The sequence below is a fragment of the Streptomyces hazeniae genome (assembly GCF_031845485.1).
Lineage (GTDB): Bacteria > Actinomycetota > Actinomycetes > Streptomycetales > Streptomycetaceae > Streptomyces > Streptomyces hazeniae.
Genome location: NZ_JAVREQ010000014.1, coordinates 39198 through 57681 on the forward strand (window position 1 = coordinate 39198; position 18484 = coordinate 57681).

17 protein-coding genes and 1 pseudogene are annotated in these 18484 nt (G+C 73.0%); 8 read left to right on the forward strand and 10 right to left on the reverse strand.

What is annotated here, in order from left to right; translation table 11 throughout:
- The first annotated feature begins 1 nt into the window (after window position 1).
- The 3 genes from RM572_RS16395 (at window position 2) to pssA (ending at window position 2883) form a co-directional block, all read left to right on the forward strand.
- The gene (locus tag RM572_RS16395; RefSeq protein ID WP_311674100.1) at window positions 2-1207 is read left to right on the forward strand and encodes an acyl-CoA dehydrogenase family protein; all 1206 of its coding nucleotides are present in this window, start codon (window positions 2-4) and stop codon (window positions 1205-1207) included.
- Window positions 1208-1400: 193 nt separating this feature from the next.
- Entirely contained in the window at window positions 1401-2048 is a 648-nt protein-coding gene (locus RM572_RS16400; protein ID WP_027762097.1) for a phosphatidylserine decarboxylase, read from the forward strand.
- A complete protein-coding gene (gene pssA, locus RM572_RS16405; RefSeq protein ID WP_311674101.1) occupies window positions 2035-2883 on the forward strand; it encodes a CDP-diacylglycerol--serine O-phosphatidyltransferase in 849 nt (282 codons plus the stop codon). Before RM572_RS16400 ends, pssA begins: the two co-directional genes overlap by 14 nt.
- A gap of 303 nt (window positions 2884-3186) precedes the next feature.
- Here pssA and RM572_RS16410 read toward each other — a convergent pair whose 3' ends face one another.
- Window positions 3187-4335 (reverse strand): glycerate kinase, encoded by a 1149-nt coding sequence (locus RM572_RS16410; RefSeq protein ID WP_311674102.1) that lies wholly within the window; start codon window positions 4333-4335, stop codon window positions 3187-3189.
- Between the two features lie 129 nt (window positions 4336-4464).
- Here RM572_RS16410 and RM572_RS16415 point away from each other — a divergent pair, with 129 nt between their 5' ends.
- The 4 genes and pseudogenes from RM572_RS16415 to RM572_RS16425 all read left to right on the forward strand — a co-directional run bounded on the left by RM572_RS16415 (window position 4465) and on the right by RM572_RS16425 (window position 6293).
- Window positions 4465-4719, forward strand: coding sequence for a hypothetical protein (locus tag RM572_RS16415; protein WP_311674103.1), 255 nt, complete (start codon window positions 4465-4467; stop codon window positions 4717-4719).
- A 7-nt stretch (window positions 4720-4726) separates the two neighbouring features.
- Window positions 4727-4861, forward strand: a pseudogene (locus RM572_RS29860) (Clp protease N-terminal domain-containing protein); the annotation flags it as partial.
- A gap of 66 nt (window positions 4862-4927) precedes the next feature.
- Complete coding sequence (locus tag RM572_RS16420; protein WP_449657221.1) at window positions 4928-5353, forward strand: Clp protease N-terminal domain-containing protein; 426 nt, start codon at window positions 4928-4930, stop codon at window positions 5351-5353.
- Window positions 5354-5474: 121 nt separating this feature from the next.
- The gene (locus tag RM572_RS16425; RefSeq protein WP_311674105.1) at window positions 5475-6293 is read left to right on the forward strand and encodes a hypothetical protein; all 819 of its coding nucleotides are present in this window, start codon (window positions 5475-5477) and stop codon (window positions 6291-6293) included.
- A 75-nt stretch (window positions 6294-6368) separates the two neighbouring features.
- Here the strand turns inward: RM572_RS16425 and RM572_RS16430 are convergent, their stop codons facing one another.
- From RM572_RS16430 to RM572_RS16445, 4 genes are all read right to left on the reverse strand, one after another.
- Window positions 6369-6827 carry a hypothetical protein gene (locus tag RM572_RS16430; protein WP_311674106.1) on the reverse strand — a complete coding sequence of 153 codons (459 nt, stop codon included), beginning with the start codon at window positions 6825-6827 and terminating at the stop codon, window positions 6369-6371.
- A 106-nt stretch (window positions 6828-6933) separates the two neighbouring features.
- Complete coding sequence (locus RM572_RS16435; RefSeq protein ID WP_311674107.1) at window positions 6934-8361, reverse strand: phytoene desaturase family protein; 1428 nt, start codon at window positions 8359-8361, stop codon at window positions 6934-6936.
- 26 nt (window positions 8362-8387) lie between these two features.
- Window positions 8388-9206 carry an inositol monophosphatase family protein gene (locus tag RM572_RS16440; RefSeq protein WP_311674108.1) on the reverse strand — a complete coding sequence of 273 codons (819 nt, stop codon included), beginning with the start codon at window positions 9204-9206 and terminating at the stop codon, window positions 8388-8390.
- A gap of 74 nt (window positions 9207-9280) precedes the next feature.
- The gene (locus RM572_RS16445) at window positions 9281-11185 is read right to left on the reverse strand and encodes a gamma-glutamyltransferase family protein (RefSeq protein ID WP_311674109.1); all 1905 of its coding nucleotides are present in this window, start codon (window positions 11183-11185) and stop codon (window positions 9281-9283) included.
- A 22-nt stretch (window positions 11186-11207) separates the two neighbouring features.
- On the opposite strand from RM572_RS16445, the gene RM572_RS16450 reads away from it, so the two are divergent.
- Window positions 11208-11963: an SIR2 family NAD-dependent protein deacylase gene (locus tag RM572_RS16450; RefSeq protein ID WP_311674110.1), complete on the forward strand. Its 756-nt coding sequence runs from the start codon at window positions 11208-11210 to the stop codon at window positions 11961-11963.
- Window positions 11964-12004: 41 nt separating this feature from the next.
- Here RM572_RS16450 and RM572_RS16455 read toward each other — a convergent pair whose 3' ends face one another.
- From RM572_RS16455 to RM572_RS16475, 5 genes are all read right to left on the reverse strand, one after another.
- A complete protein-coding gene (locus RM572_RS16455) occupies window positions 12005-13576 on the reverse strand; it encodes an NCS1 family nucleobase:cation symporter-1 (protein WP_311674111.1) in 1572 nt (523 codons plus the stop codon).
- A gap of 9 nt (window positions 13577-13585) precedes the next feature.
- Window positions 13586-14617, reverse strand: coding sequence for a TIGR03842 family LLM class F420-dependent oxidoreductase (locus RM572_RS16460; RefSeq protein WP_027762086.1), 1032 nt, complete (start codon window positions 14615-14617; stop codon window positions 13586-13588).
- A gap of 56 nt (window positions 14618-14673) precedes the next feature.
- A complete protein-coding gene (gene hydA / locus RM572_RS16465) occupies window positions 14674-16083 on the reverse strand; it encodes a dihydropyrimidinase (protein ID WP_311674112.1) in 1410 nt (469 codons plus the stop codon).
- Complete coding sequence (locus RM572_RS16470; RefSeq protein ID WP_051307681.1) at window positions 16080-17360, reverse strand: aspartate aminotransferase family protein; 1281 nt, start codon at window positions 17358-17360, stop codon at window positions 16080-16082. The genes hydA and RM572_RS16470 overlap by 4 nt, the downstream gene beginning before the upstream one ends.
- A gap of 65 nt (window positions 17361-17425) precedes the next feature.
- Window positions 17426-18268: a nitrilase-related carbon-nitrogen hydrolase gene (locus RM572_RS16475; protein ID WP_136181711.1), complete on the reverse strand. Its 843-nt coding sequence runs from the start codon at window positions 18266-18268 to the stop codon at window positions 17426-17428.
- Window positions 18269-18484 lie beyond the last annotated feature (216 nt).

Below are 18484 nucleotides of genomic sequence, written 5' to 3' on the forward strand. Positions count from 1 at the left end.
CATGGGACGGCTCGCACAGACCGAGGGCCTGACGGACGTCCAGCGGGAGATCGTCTCCACCGTCCGGGGATTTGTCGACAAGGAGATCCTTCCGGTCGCCACCGAACTGGAGCACCGGGACGAGTACCCGACCGAGATCGTCGAGGGCCTCAAGGACCTGGGCGTCTTCGGCCTGATGATCCCCGAGGAGTACGGCGGGCTCGGCGAGTCGCTGCTGACCTACGCGCTGTGCGTGGAGGAGATCGCGCGCGGCTGGATGAGCGTCTCCGGCATCATCAACACCCACTTCATCGTGGCGTACATGCTCAAGCAGCACGGCACCCGGGAGCAGAAGGACCACTTCCTGCCGAAGATGGCCACCGGCGAGGTCCGCGGCGCCTTCTCCATGTCGGAACCCGGACTGGGCTCCGACGTCTCGGCGATCTCCTCCAAGGGGGTCCGCGACGGCGAGGAGTACGTGCTGACCGGCCAGAAGATGTGGCTGACCAACGGCGGCTCGTCCACGCTGGTCGCGGTGCTGTGCCGGACCGACGAGGGCCACCCGGAGGGGACGGCGCCGCATCGGTCGATGACAACGTTCCTGGTGGAGAAGGAGCCGGGGTTCGGCGAGGTCCGGCCGGGCCTCACCGTCCCGGGCAAGATCGACAAGATGGGCTACAAGGGTGTCGACACCACCGAGTTGATCATGGATGGCCTGCGCATTCCGGCCGATCGCGTACTGGGCGGGCAGACCGGACGCGGCTTCTACCAGATGATGGACGGCGTCGAGGTCGGCCGCGTCAACGTCGCCGCGCGTGGCTGCGGAGTCGCCCAGCGCGCCTTCGAGCTGGGCATCGACTACGCGCAGCAGCGGCACACCTTCGGCAAGCCGATCGCACAGCACCAGGCCATTCAGTTCAAACTGGCCGAAATGGGCACGAAGGTGGAGGCGGCACACGCCCTCATGGTCGGCGCGGCGCGCAGGAAGGACTCCGGTGAACGCAACGACCTGGAGGCGGGGATGGCCAAATATCTCGCCTCCGAGTACTGCAAGGAGGTCGTGGAGGACGCTTTCCGCATCCATGGCGGGTACGGTTTCTCCAAGGAGTACGAGATCGAGCGCCTGTACCGGGAGGCGCCGATGCTCCTGATCGGTGAAGGAACCGCCGAGATCCAGAAGATGATCGTCGGACGCCGGCTGCTGGAGGAGTACCGCCTCCAGGGCTGACGCGTCCACGGAGCCGCTGGTCCGGGTACTCCCCGGTGTGCGTCCGGCACGCCCGGGGAAGTATCCGGACCAGGGGTTCCGGCTCCGACTGGCGCTCTGGCTTGCCCAGTTGCCCCCAGTAACCGGTAGCATCCCGGAAAGCCGCCGTCCCCCGAACCGAACGCGGCACCTAGAGAAGCTACGAAGGTCTTCCATGCCCCACAGCCAGTCCTCTGCACCCAGCGGTCGAGTCCGCCTCGCGCGCGGAGCGTCGCCGTGGCTCCTGCCGACCGTGGCCACCGCGGCGGTCAGCCTCCTCCGCTCCCGCCGCTCCGGCCGGGCCCGCGCGGTCGCCGTGCCGGCCACCGCGCTCGCCGCCGGAATGCTGTGGTTCTTCCGCGACCCGGAGCGCGAGATCACCCAGGGCAGGGTGATCTCCCCGGCCGACGGCGTGGTGCAGAGCATCATGCCGTGGAAGGACGGCCGCACCAGAGTGGCGATCTTCATGAGCCCGCTCAACGTGCACGTGAACCGTGCACCACTGGCCGGCACGGTGACCTCCGTGGAGCACGTACCCGGCGGCTTCGTCCCGGCGTTCAACAAGGAAAGCGAACACAACGAGCGCGTCGTCTGGCACTTCGACACCGAGATCGGCGACATCGAGATGATCCAGATCGCCGGCACGGTCGCGCGCCGCATCATCCCCTACGTGCCGGAGGGCACGAAGGTGGAGCAGGGCGAGCGCATCGGTCTCATCCGCTTCGGTTCGCGGGTGGACGTCTACCTCCCGGAGGGCATCGAGCCCGCCGTCGAGGTGGGCCAGGCGACTACCGCGGGGGTGACACGTCTTGACCGTGATTGATCCCGACACCCAGGCCGCCTGGGTGCCCGAGGCCGACGAGGACGACGACGAGATGCCGCTGTCGATGCGGCTGTCGATAGCGGACACGCTGACGCTGGGGAATGCCACCTGCGGCTTCCTCGCGGTGTACTTCACCACCACCGGCGTGCTCATCCCCCACCTGATGGGGAACGACGACGGCGGGATGGCCCGTCACTCGGCCGCGACCGCCGTCATCCTGATGCTGCTGGCCTCGGTCTTCGACCTCTTCGACGGCCTCGTCGCGCGGAAGCTGCGCAGCTCGGCGATGGGTGCGGAGCTGGACAACCTCTCCGACCTGATCAGCTTCGGCCTGGCCCCCGCCTACTTCGTCGCCGTCTGGGGCATGGTCGCCTCCGACGCGCACCAGCGGGTCTCCGTGGTGGCCGCGGTCGTGGTGATGCTGGCCGTCGTGCTGCGGCTCGCCCGCTTCTCCTGCGTCACCCTGCGGGACGGCATCTTCCAGGGCATGCCCAGCCCCTTCGGGGCGCTGACGGTGGTGTCCATCGTGCTGCTCGGGCTGCCGTTCATCCCGACGCTGCTGGCCATCTTCGGCGTGGCGTGGCTGATGGTGAGCCGCGTGGAGTACCCGAAGCCGCGGGGGCGCCTCGCGGTGGCGATGCTCGGCTGGATCGTGCTCAGCATGGGCCTGCTGGCCGCGTGGGCGTTCGACGCCCCGGGAGGCGAGCTGCTGCTCCAGACCGGCTGCGCCCTCCAGGTCGTGCTCGGCGCGGTGATCCCGCTGTTCGCGACCGCCCGGCGGGTGCACGCCTTCCGCGACAACCGGCGCGAGGCGCGGGCCGCCGCGCAGAACTAGGGGCCTGTCCGGTTCGGGACACGCCAGCACGGACGGCACGCGCCGCGAAGGCCCGGGGCTCGCAGCCCCGGGCCTTCGCGCTGCCCACGGCGCCGTGGGCGAGGTGCGGCCGTCGTCCGCCCCCGGCCGCGCGGACGGCCCCGGCTGCACCACCGTGGACACCGCCGGACGGGGACGGGCCTGCGCCGCGGGACGGGCGCCGGCGCCGGCGTCCCGGGCGGCTGATGCGCGCGGCGGCATACCCGCCGGGGCCGCACCGAGGAACCGGCACGCCGTCGAAGCGCCCGGCGCGGACCGGACGTGCTACAGGTGGTCGGCGGCCAGGCGTTCCGCGACGCGCTCGAGCAGGGGGCCCGCCTCCGCCATGCAGCGGGCCGGGTCGGGCTCCAGGGCGGTGAGGGGGTACGCCGCCTCGATGCCGGCGCCGCGCAACGCCGCGTCGTCGATCGTCAGACGCCCGCACACGGCGACCACGGGCCTCCCCGCCGCCCGCGCCGCCGCAGCGACTCCGGCCGGAGCCTTCCCGTGCAGGGTCTGCGCGTCCAGCGACCCCTCCCCCGTGATCACCAGGTCGGCGCGTCCCAGTGCGGGCGCGAAGCCCAGCACGTCCAGCAGGACCTCGATGCCGGGACGGAAGGCCGCGCCCAGGCCGACCAGCGCGGCGAAGCCGATGCCGCCGGCAGCGCCCGCGCCGGGGGCCTGGGCCGCGGCGGTGACGTCCCGGCCCGCGTCGGGTCCGGCCGCCTCCGCCAGCACGTGCGCGAGGCGGGCCAGTCCCGCGTCGAGCGCCGCCACGTCGTTCTCCGAGGCACCCTTCTGCGGCCCGTAGACGGCGGCCGCGCCCTGGGGGCCGGTGAGCGGGTTGTCGACGTCGCTGGCGAGCACCACCTCGACGTCCCGCAGCCGCGGGTCGAGGCGGGACAGGTCGGCGGTGTCCAGTTCCCGCAGCGGCCCGCCGCCGGGCGGGAGCGGGTCGCCGTCCAGGTCGAGGAAGCGGGCCCCCAGGGCTTCGAGCATGCCCGCGCCGCCGTCCGTGGTGGCGGAGCCGCCGACGCCGAGAACGACGGTCCGCGCACCGGCCTCGATCGCCGCGAGCAGCACCTCGCCGGTGCCGTACGTGGTGGCGGTCAGCGGCGCGAGAACGCCGTCGGGCAGCCGTTGCAGGCCGGATGCCTCGGCCATCTCGACCACGGCGGTGCCGTCGCGCAGCGCGTAGGCGGCCGTGACCGGGGTGCCGAGCGGCCCGGTCACGCGGACCTCGCGCCGCGCGAAGCCGCCCGCGACGGCCGCGGCGACGGTGCCGTCGCCTCCGTCGGCCACGGGGAGTGCCTCCACCTCGAGGCCGGGCCGCGCCCGGCGCAGCCCGGCGGTGACGTGCTCGGCGACCTGCACGGCCGTGAGGGAGCCCTTGAACTTGTCGGCAGCGATCAGCACGCGCCCTGCTGGAGCCATTGAGTGTCGTCCCTTGCTTCTCGAACCGGGCAGTCGCGCCGTCCCCGACCCTATCCGGCACCGCCCTCCGCCGACCAGGCATGTCAACCGATATTGACAGAGGGTCCCGCGTCATCCTACGTTGACACCATGACCGAGGGAACGGAGGCGCGGAACGCGCCCGATGGGCAGGAGGCCCGCAGCGCGCTCGACGCGGCCCAGGCCGCGAGCGACCGCGACCCGCGCGTCGGCCTGCGGGCCGTCGCCGCACTGCGGCGGCTGGTGGAGCGCCTGGAGGCGCTCCAGGTGGACAGCGCCCGCACCCGGGGCTGGTCCTGGGAGGAGATCGGGACCGCCCTCGGCGTCAGCAGGCAGGCCGTGCACAAGAAGCACTCAGGGAGGTAGGCGGCAGATGTTCGAGAGGTTCACCCGGCAGGCCCGCGAGGTGGTCGTACGGGCCCAGGAAGAGGCACGCGGCCTCGACCACGACTGGATCGGCACCGAGCACCTGCTGCTCGCCGTGCTGCACCGCCCGCAGGAGCCCGGCGCGGCGACGCTGAACCGGCTGGGCGTGACGGCCGAGAGCTGCCGGGAAGCCGTGCGCGCACTCGTGGTGCGCGACGCGGACGCGCTCGGGCCCGAGGACGCCGACGCGCTGCGGACGCTCGGCATCGACCTGGAGGCCGTCCGGCGGCACACGGACGCGGCGTTCGGGAAGGGAGCACTGGACCGGCCCGCCGATCCGGGCGAGGGACGGGCGCGGCGGGGCTTCCTCCTCGGCCGGACACGGCGCCGCGGGCGCCCGGCGGACGCCGCAGGGCACATCGCCTTCACGCCGCGCGCCAAGAAGGCGCTGGAGCTGTCGCTGCGCGAGGCGATCACGGCGGAGGACAAGCACATCGGCGTCGCGCACATCCTGCTGGGGCTGCTCCGCTCCGACGACCGGCTCACCCGCGAGCTGTTCGAGCGCCTGGGCGTCGAACCGGGAGCCACGCGCGACCTGGTGCGGGCGGACGCGCGCAGCGGGAAGGCCGCCTGAGGCTCGGCTCTCGGGCGGGACGGGACGGTACGGGACTCAGTTTGACGCGTACATGTCTTGGATAGTCCGTGTCCGGGGGTCGCCGAGGTGACGGCCCCCGGACACGGACAGAGGAGTCCCCATGCCCCGAAGATCCCGCCCGACCCCGTCGATCCTGTCCCTGGCCGCGCTTGCCCTCGCCGCCCTGCTGACGCTGCTGGTCTCTTCCCCCGCCGGGGCGTGGGGCTACGGCGTCAACCGCGTGCAGAGCGCCGCCGAGGACAGCCATGCGCAGACCGGCATGGGGCCCGGCTGGGTGCTGCTCAGCTACAAGGCCAACGGCCCGATGGTGGGCTACCTGTTCGGGGAGGACTTCCGCTTCGCGGACGGCAGCATCAAGCCCGGCCCCGACCACATGGACATCCGCGACACCGGCGACGGCAGCGCGGGCAACCCCAGCATCGACCGCTGGCCGTGGGGCTTCGCCGGCGGCAGCTTCGACGGCTGCGCCTACGCGTACGGCACCAGCAAGTTCGCCATCAAGCGCAGCGGCTTCATGTCCGGCAGCTGCGCGGGCGGCCCGAACGTGGTGGGCTCCAGCCACGGCGACGGCACCCCCGACCAGCTGCGCTGGTGGCACTCCGAACGGGTCTTCTGCCAGGAGAACGCGGTAGACCACCTGTGCAGCCCGTACGGCGTCTGGAGCACCAACAAGGGCGGCGGACTGAAGGTCACCCATTCCACCGCCGCATGCACCGTCTACGGCAACATCGGCGCGGCCGCCGCATACGGTTCGGGCGCCGCCGTCCCGCGCCACGTCCTCGGCACGGTCCCGGCCGGAGCGCAGATCGACGTCCGCTACACCACGAAGGACCGCCAGTGGGTGATGGCCAAGTGGCACGGCCAGCGCTTCGCCGGCGGCATCGCCTGGGCGTTCATCCCGCGCGGCTGCGTGGCCTGAGCCCCGCGGACCACTCCCGGGCCCGTGTGCGGTGTGCGGAGGCGGCGCCTCCGCACACCGCAGCGCTCCGGCGCCTCACACCGCTCCCGACACCCGGGCCAGGGCGGGCAGCAGGAGAGCCGCTACCCCCACCGGCCAGGCCACGCGCATCCGGGAACGCTCCGGAGGGGCGGCGCAGACGAGCGCGGCGGCCGGAGCGCCGAACAGCGCCGCGAGCCCCGCGTGCGGCACGTCTCCGGACACCGTCGCGAAGTACGCGGTGGTCCACCACACGAGCAGCGTGCACACCGGAACGGTGACCCACAGGGGCCTCACCCCCGCCCGGCGCAGCCCCAGGCCGAACACGACGAGCGCCAGCGCGATCCACGCCGCGAACGTCCCGAGCGGGTACAGGGACAGGCAGAAGCCCGGCGAGTCCGAGCACGCGGCCTCACCCCGCCGTACTCCGTGGGCCCAGAGGGCGGCGGCCGTCCAGCCCACCACCGCTCCCGTCGCTGCGGCGCCGGCGATTCTCCCGACGTCTGTCCGGCTCATGACGCTCCCCCTCGTGGCATCCCGAGCGGTCACGGTAGAGGCGCAGCACCCCCGTGCGCCTGAGTACGGCTACTCAGAAGGAGCGGAGCTCCGGTACCCCGGCGTCTCAGCGGCCCAGCGCCAGGCGGCGCCAGACGGCGCGGGCGGCGTGGTGCCCGGACATGCCGTGGACGCCGGGTCCCGGCGGGGTGGCGGAGGAGCAGAGGTAGACGGCCGGGTGCGCGGTGGCGTACGGGACGCGCGCGAGCTTCGGCCTCAGCAGCAGTTGCAGGCCCGCCGCCGAGCCGCACGCGATGTCGCCGCCGACGTAGTTCGCGTTGCGCGCGGCGAGTTCCGGCGGGCCGGCCGTGGCACGGGCGAGGACCCGGTCGCGGAAGCCGGGCGCGAAGCGCTCCAGCTGCTCCTCGACGACCTCGGTGGCGTCGCCGTCCCAGCCGTTCGGGACGTGGCCGTAGACCCAGAAGACCTGCCGGCCCTCCGGTGCGCGTGACGGATCGACGAGGCCGGGCTGGGCGGTGATCAGGAAGGGCCGCTCCGGGTCCTGGCCCCGCGTGGCGCGCCGCAGCGCGTCGTCGATCATTCCGGCGGTGTGCCCGACGTGCACGGTGGTGGCGCGGCGGGCCTCGGGAGAGGTCCACGGGACCGGGCCGTCCAGGGCATAGTCGATCTTGAACGCGCCGGCTCCGTACGTGTAGCCGGCGTAGGCGTGGCCCAGACCGGCGATGCGGGCCAGGGCGGTCGGCGAGGTGTCGAAGACGTACGCGCGCGCGGGAGGCAACTCGTCCAGCCGCTTCACCTCGGAGCCGGTGTGGATCACACCGCCCAGCTCCCGCAGGTAGGCGGCGAGGGCGTCGGAGACGGACTGCGAGCCCCCGCGCGGGACGGGCCAGCCGCGGGCGTGCGCGGCCAGGGCGAAGACCAGCGCGATGCCGCCGGTCGCGAACGTGGTCGTGGGCGCGATGACGTGTCCGGCCATGCCGGCCACCAGGGCCCGGGCCTTCTCGTCGCGGAAGCGGCGGCTCAGCCAGGCCGCAGGCTGCAGCCCGGCCATGCCGAAGCGGGCGAGATCGAACGGGGCGCTCGGCAGACGTCCGTTGAGGGCCGAGCCGAGGCCGAGGAAGTCGGCGGCGAGGGTGTCCCAGCGGGGCAGCAGCGGTGCGACCAGCCTGCGGTACGCGCCGGCGTCGCGGCTGCCCAGGGACGCGGCGGTCTCCCCCACCGAACGGGCCAGCACCGCAGCCGTGCCGTCCGGGAAGGGGTGCGCCATCGCCAGATCGGACTCCAGCCACTCCAGACCGTGGCGGGCGAGCGGCATGTCGCGGAAGGCCGGGGAGTTGACGCCGAGCGGATGCACCGCCGAGCACGGGTCGTGCCGGAAACCCGGAAGGGTCAGCTCCTCGGTGCGCGCGCCTCCACCGACGGTGTCCAGCGCCTCGAACAACTCCACGGAGAAGCCCCGACGGGCCAGCTCCACCGCCGCGGTCAGTCCGTTGGGGCCGGCACCCACCACCACCGCGTCCCGGATCGACGGCATTTCGGCTCTCCCCTCGCCCCTGTGCGTCAGCTGCCGGTCTGCAGCAGCTCGACGATACGCCGTGCGGTCGTCGCGTCGCGCGCCGCGGTGAAGGGAAGCGCGTTGTTCCCGGCGAGTGTGAAAGAGTCCCCAGCGATCGTGCTGCTCGCGCCGCCCGCCTCCGCCACCAGCAGCAGGCCCGCCGCGTGGTCCCAGGCGCTCTCCCAGGAGAAGGCGACGGCGTCCAGCTCGCCACGCGCCACCCGCAGGTACTCCAGACCCGCGGAACCGCACGGTCGCGGCGCGACGCCGTCCGTACGCAGCCCGAGCAGGGCGCGCTTCTGGTCCTCGGTGGTGAAGTCCGGGTGCGAGGTGGCGACTTCGAGGACTGCTCCCGGCGCGGGCGAACCGGCCGTCACGGCTTCGCCGTTGAGCAGCGCGCCGCCGCGGCGGCGCGCGATGGCCATGTCCCCCCGGGCGGGCACGTACGTCCAGGACGCGAGCAGTTCGCCGTGCTGGGCGAGGGCGAGCAGGGTGCAGAAGCCGTCCTCGCCGCGCACGAACTGCCGGGTGCCGTCGACCGGGTCGATGATCCACACCGGGTCGGGGCCGCGCAGCGCCTCGTACCGCACGGGGTCGTCGTGGACGGCTTCCTCGCCGACGACCACCGAGCCGGGCAGCAGGGCGGTGAGGGTGCGGGTGAGGTGCTCCTCCGCCTTCCGGTCGGCGATGGTCACCAGGTCGTGCGGGCCGCTCTTCTCCAGCACCTCGTGCGTGGCGAGCCGGCGCCACCGCGGCATGACCTCCTCCGCCACCGCTTCGCGTACCGCCTCTTCGGCTCCGGACACCAGGGCATCGTCGATCATGCCTCCATGGAAGCACGCCCTGCCGCCGGGGGCGCCCCGCCCCGCACGCCGTCCCTCCTGCGGGGGCCGCCCGTTCACCGGCCCACCGCGTAACCCTGCATGCCGCGCGGGTTGGCGGCGGCGGAGAGCACGCCGGTCTCGGGGTCGCGGGCCACGGCGCTGAGCCGGCCCTCGGACCAGGGCGGGCCGACGGTGACCCGGTGGCCGCGGGCGCGCAGCGCGGCGACGGCCTCTTCGCCGATCCGGGACTCCACCACGAGGGAGCCCGGCCGCATCGTGCGCGGGTAGAAGGAGCCGGGGAAGCTCTCGGTGTGCCAGTTGGGAGCGTCGATGGATCCTTGCAGGTCGAGGCCGCCGCGCACCGGTGCGCGCAGGGCGGCGGCGAGCAGCAGGTGCAGCTGCCACTGGTCCTGCTGGTCGCCGCCGGGGGTGCCGAACGCCAGCACGGGGCGCCCGTCGCGGAGCGCGAGCGAGGGCGACAGCGTGGTGCGCGGGCGGCGGCCGGGCGCGAGGGTGTTGGGCAGTCCGGGCTCCAGCCAGGCCATCTGGAGGCGGGTGCCGAGCGGGAAGCCCAGTTCGGGGATGACCGGGTTGGACTGCAGCCAGCCGCCGCTGGGCGTGGCGCTGACCATGTTGCCCCAGCGGTCCACGACGTCGATGTGGCAGGTGTCGCCGCGGGTGAGGCCGTTCCGGTCGACGTGGGGGCCGCCGGCGTGCCGGGCGGCGTCGGCCGGGAGAGCGTCGGCCGGGAAGGCCTCGGTCCCCTTCCCCACCCGGTCGTCCGCCGGGGCGACGGGCGACGGCACGGTCGGCTCGCCGGTGCCCGCCGCGACGGCGCGCCCGCGTCCGGCGGCGGCGAGCGCGGCGGCGGGCAGCCGGGGCGTGCGGCCGCCGGGGCTGCCGGGGCGCAAGGCGTGGGAGGCGGTGTCGCCGACGAGGCGGCGGCGCCCGGCGCTGTACGCGGGCGACAGCAGGTCCGCGAGCGGCACGTGCTCCGCGCCGTCGGCGTCGCCGTACCAGGCCTCCCGGTCGGCCATCGCGAGCTTGGTGCCCTCCACGAGACGGTGCACGGAGTCGGGGCTGCCGTACGCCTCGGGCAGGTCGTCGGGGAGCAGAGCGAGTTGCTGGAGGAGGCTGGGGCCCTGCGACCAGGGCCCGGGCTTGCAGACCGTCCAGCCGTTCCAGGTGTAGGTGGCAGGCTCCTCGTACGTGGCGTGCCAGCCGGCGAGGTCGTCGCCGGTGAGGGTGCCGGTGTGGCGTTCGCCGGAGGTGTCCATGGTGGGGCGGGCGGCGGCCGCGGCCAGGGCCTCGGCGACGAAGCCCTCGCGCCAGGCGCGCCGCGCGGCGTCGATCTGCTGCTCGCGGCCCGGCCCGGCGGCTTCGGCCTCGTCCAGCAGCCGCCGCCAGGTGCGGGCGAGCGCGGGGTTGCGCAGCAGCGCGCCGGGGCGCGGGGCGCGGCCGTCGGGCAGGTAGACCGCCGCGGAGTCCGTCCACTCCGTCTCGAAGAGTCCGCGGACCGTCTCCACGGTCTCGCCGATCCGCTCGACGGCCGGGTGGCCGCGTTCGGCGTACCCGACGGCGTAGGTCAGCACCTCGCGCAGCGACCGGGTGCCGTGGTCGCGGAGCAGCGTGAGCCAGGCGTCGAAGGAGCCGGGCACGGCGGCGGCGAGGGGGCCGGTGCCGGGGACGAGGTCCAGGCCGAGTCCGGTGTAGTGCGCGACGGTCGCCCCGGCGGGGGCGACGCCCTGACCGCACAGGACCCGCACGGGTCCCCCGGCGGGTGCGAGGAGGATCGGCACCTCGCCGGCCGGGCCGTTCAGGTGCGGCTCGACGACCTGGAGGACGAATCCCGCGGCGACGGCCGCGTCGAAGGCGTTGCCGTCGTCCTCGAGGACGGCCATGGCGGTCTGGGCGGCGAGCCAGTGGGTTCCGGCGGCCATGCCGAAGGTGCCCTGGAGCGTGGGCCGGGTGGTGAACATGCCCGGAGCGTACGCTTCCGGTATGAGCGCGGACGAGAGCACGGAGCAGGGGAAACGCCCGCTGGTGGCGCTCCTCAGCGGGGCGGGGATCTCCACCGACTCGGGGATTCCGGACTACCGGGGGCCGCAGGGGCTGTGGAAGCGGGACCCGGAGGCGGAGAAGCTCGTCACCTACGGCCACTACATGGCCGACGCGGACGTGCGGCGCCGCTCCTGGCGGATGCGGCGGGACAGCCCGGTGTGGGCGGCGAAGCCGAACGGGGCGCACGAGGCGGTGGCCCGGCTGGAGCGCTCGGGCACGCCGGTGCGGGTCATCACGCAGAACGTGGACGGGCTGCACCAGTTGGCCGGCGTTCCGGAGCGGAAGGTGCTGGAGCTGCACGGCACGTCGCGGACGGTGGTGTGCACCGGATGCGACGCGCGCGGCACGATGGCGGACGCGCTGGCACGGGTCGAGGCGGGCGAGGCCGACCCGGCGTGCGAGAGCTGCGGCGGCATCCTCAAGTCGGCGACGGTGATGTTCGGTCAGGCCCTGGACCCGGAGGTGCTGTCGCAGGCGATCGCCGTGGCGAAGGCGTGCGACGTGTTCGTCGCGGTCGGCACGAGCCTCCAGGTGCAGCCCGCCGCGTCGCTGGCCGGGCTGGCCGCCGAGCACGGCGCCCGGCTGATCATCGTCAACGCGGAGCCGACGCCGTACGACGCGCTGGCGACCGAGGTCGTCCGCGACCCGATCGGCATCGCCCTGCCCGCCCTGCTGGACGCGCTCGCCGGGGGCTGACGGGCGGCACCGCGGCCTCCCCGGCGTGCTCGACCCAACGGCTACTGAGGTCCCGCAGCCGTCTTCCGTCCGGCACCGCGCGGACGGAAGGCGGCCGTCAGCACGAGGTAGAGCAGGGCGGAGCTGCTGAGGCCGACGGCCCAGCCGTAGTCGACGAGCGGCTCCAGCACGGGGATCAGGCCGTCCGCGGGGAAGGGGCCGGAGCCCGGGGCGGAGGAGGAGCCGCCCACCGCGAGCGTGCCGCCGGCCGCGAAGGCGACGAGGGCACGCCAGTTCCAGCCGCCGCTGTACCAGTACACGCCGTCCGGGCGGTAGAGGTCGGCCAGTTCGAGCCGGGTGCGGCGCACCAGCCAGTAGTCGGCGATGAGGATGCCGCCGACCGTGCCGAGCAGTCCGCCGACGGTGCCGAGCCAGGTGAAGATGTAGACCGACGGGTTCTCGATCAGCTTCCACGGGAAGATGACCACGCCGATGACGCAGGCCAGCAGCGCGCCGGTGCGGAAGGTGATCAGGCGCGGCGCGAGGTTGGACAGGTCGTACGCGGGACTGACCAGGTTGGCGGCGATGTTGGTGCTCAGCGTGGCCATCAGGACGACGAACAGCGCGAAGAGCACGCCGACCGTGCTGTCCATCCGCGCGGCCAACTGGCTGGGGTCCCAGACGGGTTCGCCGTAGACGGCCTGCGAGCCCGAGGTGACCAGGACGGAGAGCAGGGCGAACGCCGCCATGGTGGTCGGCAGTCCGAGGGTCTGGCCCCAGACCTGGGAACGCTGGCCGGCGCCGAAGCGGGTGAAGTCGGGGATGTTGAGCGACAGGGTGGACCAGAAGCCGATCATGCCCATCAGGGCGGGGAAGAAGACCGGCCAGAAGTCGGCACCCCAGCCGAGCTGCGAGGGCTGGTCGAGCAGCGGTCCGAACCCGCCGGCCTTGTCGGCGATCCACCACAGCAGCGCCAGTGCGCCGAGCAGCATCAGCGGCGCCGCCCAGTTCTCCAGGTGGCGGACGGCATCCATGCCGCGGACGATGACCACGACCTCGATGAGGAAGAACAGCAGGAACGACAGCCACTGCGTCCACGGGTAGCCGAAGGTCTCCCCCGCCAGCACCCACCAGCTGCCCTCGCCGAAGATCTTCCCGGCGAGGAAGAAGATGGACTGGCCGCCGATCCAGGTCTGGATGCCGAACCAGGCGCAGGCGACGAGGCCGCGCAGCAACGCGGGCAGGTTCGCGCCGACCACGCCGAACGAGGCGCGGGCCAGGACGGGGAAGGGGATGCCGTACTTCGGTCCGGCGTGACCGGTGAGCAGCATCGGCAGCAGCACGATGACGTTGGCCAGCGCGATGGTGAGCACGGCCTGTTTCCAGTCCATGCCGAGCGCGATGAGGCCGGAGGCGAGCGTCCAGGAGGGGATGTTGACGGCCATGCCGACCCACAGGGCGGCGAAGTTGTACGTCGTCCAGCGGCGTTCGGCGACCGGCACGGGGTACAGGTCGGCGTTGGCGAAGCGGCTGTCCGCGGGTATCGCGCCGGGCGGCAGCTCCACCCGGCCGTCCGGCGTGGCGGTACCGCCGTCGGACGGCCGGTCTGACTTCGCGGGGGCGGTGCCGGTCATGCGTTCACCTCACGAGGTCGCGGGTCCGTCGTGCAGGACGGGGACGATGTGCTCGCCGTAGGCGTCGACGACCGCTTCCCGGGCGTCGTGCATGGCGTACACGGCGAACTGGTCGACGCCGAGTTCCCGCAGGGCCCGCAGCCGTTCCAGGTGCGTCTCCACGGGGCCGACGAGACAGAAGCGGTCGACGATCTCGTCCGGCACGAACTCGGTGTCGGGGTTGCCGGCCCGCCCGTGGTGGGCGTAGTCGTAGCCGTGCCGCGCCTTGATGTAGGAGGTCAGCGCGGCGGGGACGAGGGAGGACTCCTCGCCGTAGCGGGCGACGAGGTCGGCGACGTGGTTGCCCACCATGCCGCCGAACCAGCGGCACTGTTCGCGGGCGTGGGCCATCGCCGCGTCGCTCGCGTCCTCGGTGACGTAGGCGGGGGCGGCGACGCACACGGTGACCTCGTCGGGGTCGCGTCCGGCGTCGGCCGCGGCCTGCCGTACGGCCTTGACCATCCACTCGGTGAGGTAGGGGTCGGCGAGCTGCAGGATGAAGCCGTCGGCCTCGCGTCCGGCCATCGCGAGCGCCTTGGGGCCGTAGGCGGCCATCCAGACCGGAAGCCGGGAGCCGGCCACCCAGGGCAGCCGGAGCGGGGTGCCGTCGACGACGGCCTCGCGGCCCTCGGCCAGGTCGCGGATGACGGACATGGCCTCGCTGAGCCGCGCGAGGGTGTTGGGCTTGCGCCCGGCGACGCGCATCGCGGAGTCGCCGCGGCCGATGCCGCAGACGGTGCGGTTGCCGTACATCTCGTTGAGCGTGGCGAAGGTGGAGGCGGTGACCTCCCAGGTGCGGGTGCCCGGGTTGGTCACCATGGGGCCGACGATCAGCCGCTGGGTGTTGGCCAGGATGCGGCTGTGGATGACGTACGGCTCCTGCCAGAGAACGGCGGAGTCGAACGTCCAGCCGTAGCGGAAGCCGTTGCGCTCGGCGCGGCGCATCAGGCCGACGGTCGCGGCGCCGGGCGGGTCGGTCTGCAGGACGAGGCCGAAGTCCATGGTCGGTGGTCTCCTGTCGGGTGCCGGGCCCCGGGGATTCCCGGGGCCGTTCCGGGTCAGGCGAGGAACTGGCAGGTGCCGCGCGGGGTGTACTGGCCGTGGCCGGCGTGGCCGGTGTACTCCCGCCGGTCGATCACGGTGTGGCCGCGGGAGAGCACCGTCTCGACCCGTCCGGTGACGTGCTTGCCCTCGTAGGCGGAGTAGTCGACGTTCATGTGGTGGGTCTCGACCGAGAGGGTCTGCTCGGCGGTGGGGTCGTAGAGGACGATGTCGGCGTCCGAGCCGGGGGCGATGGTGCCCTTCTTCGGGTAGAGGCCGAACATCCGCGCCGGGGTCGCGCAGGCGATGTCGATCCAGCGGCGCCGGCTGATGTGGCCGTCCAGCACCGCCTGGTGCAGCAGGTCCATACGGTGCTCGACGCCCGGCATGCCGTTGGGGATCTTGGAGAAGTCGCCGCGGCCCAGTTCCTTCTGGCCGTTGAAGCAGAACGGGCAGTGGTCGGTGGAGACCACCTGGAGGTCGTCGGTGCGCAGGCCCCGCCACAGCGCGGCCTGGTGCTCGCGGGGCCGCAGCGGGGTGCTGCACACGTACTTGGCACCCTCGAAGTCGGGTTCCGCCAGGTTGTCGGTGGACAGGAAGAGGTACTGCGGACAGGTCTCCCCGAAGACGGGGAGGTTCTTGTCCCGGGCTGCGGCGAGTTCGGCGACGGCCTCCGCCGCCGAGACGTGCACCACGTACAGCGGTGCGCCGGCGACGCGGGCGAGCTGGATGGCGCGGTGGGTGGCCTCCGCCTCCAGCAGCACCTTGCGGACCTCGCCGTGGTGACGCGGGTCGGTACGACCGGCGTCCAGGGCCTGCTGCACCAGGACGTCGATGGCGATGCCGTTCTCGGCGTGGATCATCGTGAGCGCGCCGTTGTCGGCGCCGCGCTGCATGGCGCGCAGGATCTGGCCGTCGTCGCTGTAGAAGACGCCGGGGTAGGCCATGAACAGCTTGAAGGAGGTGATGCCCTCCTCCACGAGCAGGTCCATCTCCTTGAGCGTCGCGTCGTTGACGTCGGAGACGATCATGTGGAACGCGTAGTCGATCGCGCACTTGGCGTCGGCCTTGGCGTGCCACTGGTCCAGCCCCTCGCGCAGCGCGTGCCCCTGGGTCTGGACGGCGAAGTCGACGATGGTGGTGGTGCCGCCCCAGGCGGCGGCGCGGGTGCCGGTCTCGAAGGTGTCGGAGGCGAAGGTGCCGCCGAACGGCAGCTCCATGTGGGTGTGCACGTCGACGCCGCCCGGCAGCACGTACCTGCCCGTCGCGTCGATGACGTTCCCGGCCGTCCAGCCGGCGGCGGCCTCGCTGCCGTGTGCGGCGAGCGCGGCGACGCGGCCGTCCTCGATCAGCACGTCGGCGTGGAGTTCGTCGGCGGCGGTGACGACCAGCCCGCCCCGGACGACGGTGCGGTTGCTGCTGCTCATGCGCGTGCGTTCCCTTCGAGTCGGGTCTGCGCCGTCTCCAGGGCGCGCTGCAGGATTCCGGCGCCCTCCTCCGCCTCGGCGACGGTCAGTGACAGCGGCGGGGCGATGCGCAGCACGCTGCCGAGGTGGCTGCCGCCCTTGCCGATGAGCAGTCCGCCTTCACGGGCGGCCTCCAGGACCAGGGAGGCGGCCTCCGGCGAGGGCTCGTCGGTGCCGGGGCGGACCAGTTCGAGGCCGATCATCAGGCCGCGGCCGCGTACCTCGCGGACGACGTCCAGGCCGGCGACGGCGGCACGGAGTCGTTCGAGCAGCAGGCCGCCGACGCGGCGGGCGTTGCCCTGGAGGTCGTGTTCGAGGAGGTGGTTGAGGTTGGCCTGCGCGGCGGCCATGGTGACCGGGCTGCCGCCGAAGGTGGAGATGGAGTTGGCGTCCAGGCAGTTCATCACCTCGGCACGGGCGACGACGCCGCCGACGGACATGCCGTTGCCGATGCCCTTGGCGAACGTCAGCATGTCGGGCGGCCCCGCGCGGTCGTGGGCCTGCCAGCCCCAGAAGTGATCCCCGGTGCGGCCCCAGCCGGTCTGCACCTCGTCGGAGATCCACAGGATGCCGTGCGCGTCGAGCACCTCGCGGAACGCGGCGAGCAACCCGTCCGGGCCGGAGGTGAAGCCGCCGACCCCCTGCACGGGCTCGGCGATCAGCGCCGCCACGCCCCCGCGCGTCTGCCCCAGCATGTCCCGCAGGTCCGCCACGCAGGCGGCGGTGAACGCGTCGTCGTCCAGGTGCGCGTACGGGCCGCGGCTGCGCACGCCGCCGTGCACGTAGAGCGTCTGGAGCGGGGAGAGGCTGGTGGGCGACCAGGCGCTGTTGCCGGTGATGCCGACGGCGGAGAAGGAACGGCCGTGGTAGCTGTTGCGCAGCGCCAGCACCTGGTTGGAGCGGCGGTACGTGGTCGCCAGCAGGAGGGCGGCGTCGTTGGCCTCGGTGCCGGAGGTGGTGAAGAAGACCCGGGCGTCGGGGATGCCGGACAGGGCGGCGACGCGTTCGGCCAGCTCGACCATGTGGCGGTCGAGGTAGAGGGTGGAGGTGTGCAGGATGCGCCCGGCCTGCTCGGCGACCGCCTTGGTGACCTCGGGCAGCGCGTGGGCGGTCATGGTGGTGAGGATGCCGCCGAAGAAGTCCAGGTAGCGGTTGCCTTCGGCGTCCCAGACGTGCCGGCCCTCGCCGTGGGTGATCTCCATCGGGCGGTCGTAGTAGAGGGCGAGCCAGTCCGGCATCACGGCCCGGTGCCGGTGGTGCAGGTCGCCCGCGGAGTGCAGGTCGCCCGCGGAGTGCACGTCGCTCACGGCTGCACCAGCCCGTCGTAGGCGTCCGGCCGCCGGTCGCGGTAGAAGGCCCACTGCTGCCGGACCTCGTCGATCATCGACATGTCCAGGTCGCGGACGACGAGTTCCTCCTCCTTGTCGCTGGCGACCTCGCCGACGAACTGGCCGCGCGGGTCGACGAAGTAGCTGGTGCCGTAGAAGTCGTTGTCGCCGTACTCCTCCTGACCGACGCGGTTGATGGCGGCGATGAAGTACTCGTTGGCGACCGCGGCGGCCGGCTGCTCCAGCTGCCACAGGTAGGCGGACAGGCCGCGGGAGGTGGCGGAGGGGTTGTAGACGAGCTGCGCCCCGGCCAGGCCGAGCGCGCGCCAGCCCTCCGGGAAGTGGCGGTCGTAGCAGATGTAGACGCCGACCTTGCCCACGGCCGTGTCGAAGACCGGCCAGCCGAGGTTGCCGGGCTTGAAGTAGTACTTCTCCCAGAAGCCCTTGACCTGCGGGATGTGGTGCTTGCGGTAGGTGCCGAGCACCGTGCCGTCGGCGTCGATGACGGCCGCGGTGTTGTAGTAGAAGCCCGACTGCTCGACCTCGAAGACCGGTACGACGATCACCATGCTCAGCTCGCGGGCGAGGTCCTGCATCCGCCGCACGGTCGGCCCGTCGGGTACCGGCTCCGCCCACTTGTAGTGCTCGGGGTCCTGCACCTGGCAGAAGTACGGCGCGTTGAAGACCTCCTGGAAGCCGATCACTCTCGCGCCCTGCCGGGCCGCCTCCCGTGCGTGCTGCTCGTGCTTGTCGATCATCGACTCGGTGTCGCCGGTCCAGGTGGCCTGTACGAGTGCGGCGCGCACGATGTCGGGCATGAGCTGCTCCTCGAGTCCGGGCGTAGGCGGTGGCCCCGCGGTACGAACACGCGGATCGACTCGCGTAGATCAGCGTGAGGATGCGACCGTAGATCCCGTCACCGACGGTGGCAAGGGCATCGACGCGAGGTCGCCGGAACGATCTTCCCGGTGTACGGCGTACGGAGCAGTTCGCACGCGAACAGGGGTGTGTGGTCCGTGCCCTGCGGCGGGCAC

Excerpts from the sequence above, each read along its gene's own strand:
- RM572_RS16395 (WP_311674100.1), top strand. The coding sequence starts at position 2 with ATGGGACGGCTCGCACAGACCGAGGGCCTGACGGACGTCCAGCGGGAG.
- RM572_RS16400 (WP_027762097.1), top strand. The coding sequence starts at position 1,401 with ATGCCCCACAGCCAGTCCTCTGCACCCAGCGGTCGAGTCCGCCTCGCG.
- RM572_RS16410 (WP_311674102.1), bottom strand. The coding sequence starts at position 4,335 with ATGGCTCCAGCAGGGCGCGTGCTGATCGCTGCCGACAAGTTCAAGGGC.
- RM572_RS16415 (WP_311674103.1), top strand. The coding sequence starts at position 4,465 with ATGACCGAGGGAACGGAGGCGCGGAACGCGCCCGATGGGCAGGAGGCC.
- RM572_RS16425 (WP_311674105.1), top strand. The coding sequence starts at position 5,475 with ATGCCCCGAAGATCCCGCCCGACCCCGTCGATCCTGTCCCTGGCCGCG.
- RM572_RS16430 (WP_311674106.1), bottom strand. The coding sequence starts at position 6,827 with ATGAGCCGGACAGACGTCGGGAGAATCGCCGGCGCCGCAGCGACGGGA.
- RM572_RS16435 (WP_311674107.1), bottom strand. The coding sequence starts at position 8,361 with ATGCCGTCGATCCGGGACGCGGTGGTGGTGGGTGCCGGCCCCAACGGA.
- RM572_RS16440 (WP_311674108.1), bottom strand. The coding sequence starts at position 9,206 with ATGATCGACGATGCCCTGGTGTCCGGAGCCGAAGAGGCGGTACGCGAA.
- RM572_RS16445 (WP_311674109.1), bottom strand. The coding sequence starts at position 11,185 with ATGTTCACCACCCGGCCCACGCTCCAGGGCACCTTCGGCATGGCCGCC.
- RM572_RS16450 (WP_311674110.1), top strand. The coding sequence starts at position 11,208 with ATGAGCGCGGACGAGAGCACGGAGCAGGGGAAACGCCCGCTGGTGGCG.
- RM572_RS16455 (WP_311674111.1), bottom strand. The coding sequence starts at position 13,576 with ATGACCGGCACCGCCCCCGCGAAGTCAGACCGGCCGTCCGACGGCGGT.
- RM572_RS16460 (WP_027762086.1), bottom strand. The coding sequence starts at position 14,617 with ATGGACTTCGGCCTCGTCCTGCAGACCGACCCGCCCGGCGCCGCGACC.
- hydA (WP_311674112.1), bottom strand. The coding sequence starts at position 16,083 with ATGAGCAGCAGCAACCGCACCGTCGTCCGGGGCGGGCTGGTCGTCACC.
- RM572_RS16470 (WP_051307681.1), bottom strand. The coding sequence starts at position 17,360 with ATGCCGGACTGGCTCGCCCTCTACTACGACCGCCCGATGGAGATCACC.
- RM572_RS16475 (WP_136181711.1), bottom strand. The coding sequence starts at position 18,268 with ATGCCCGACATCGTGCGCGCCGCACTCGTACAGGCCACCTGGACCGGC.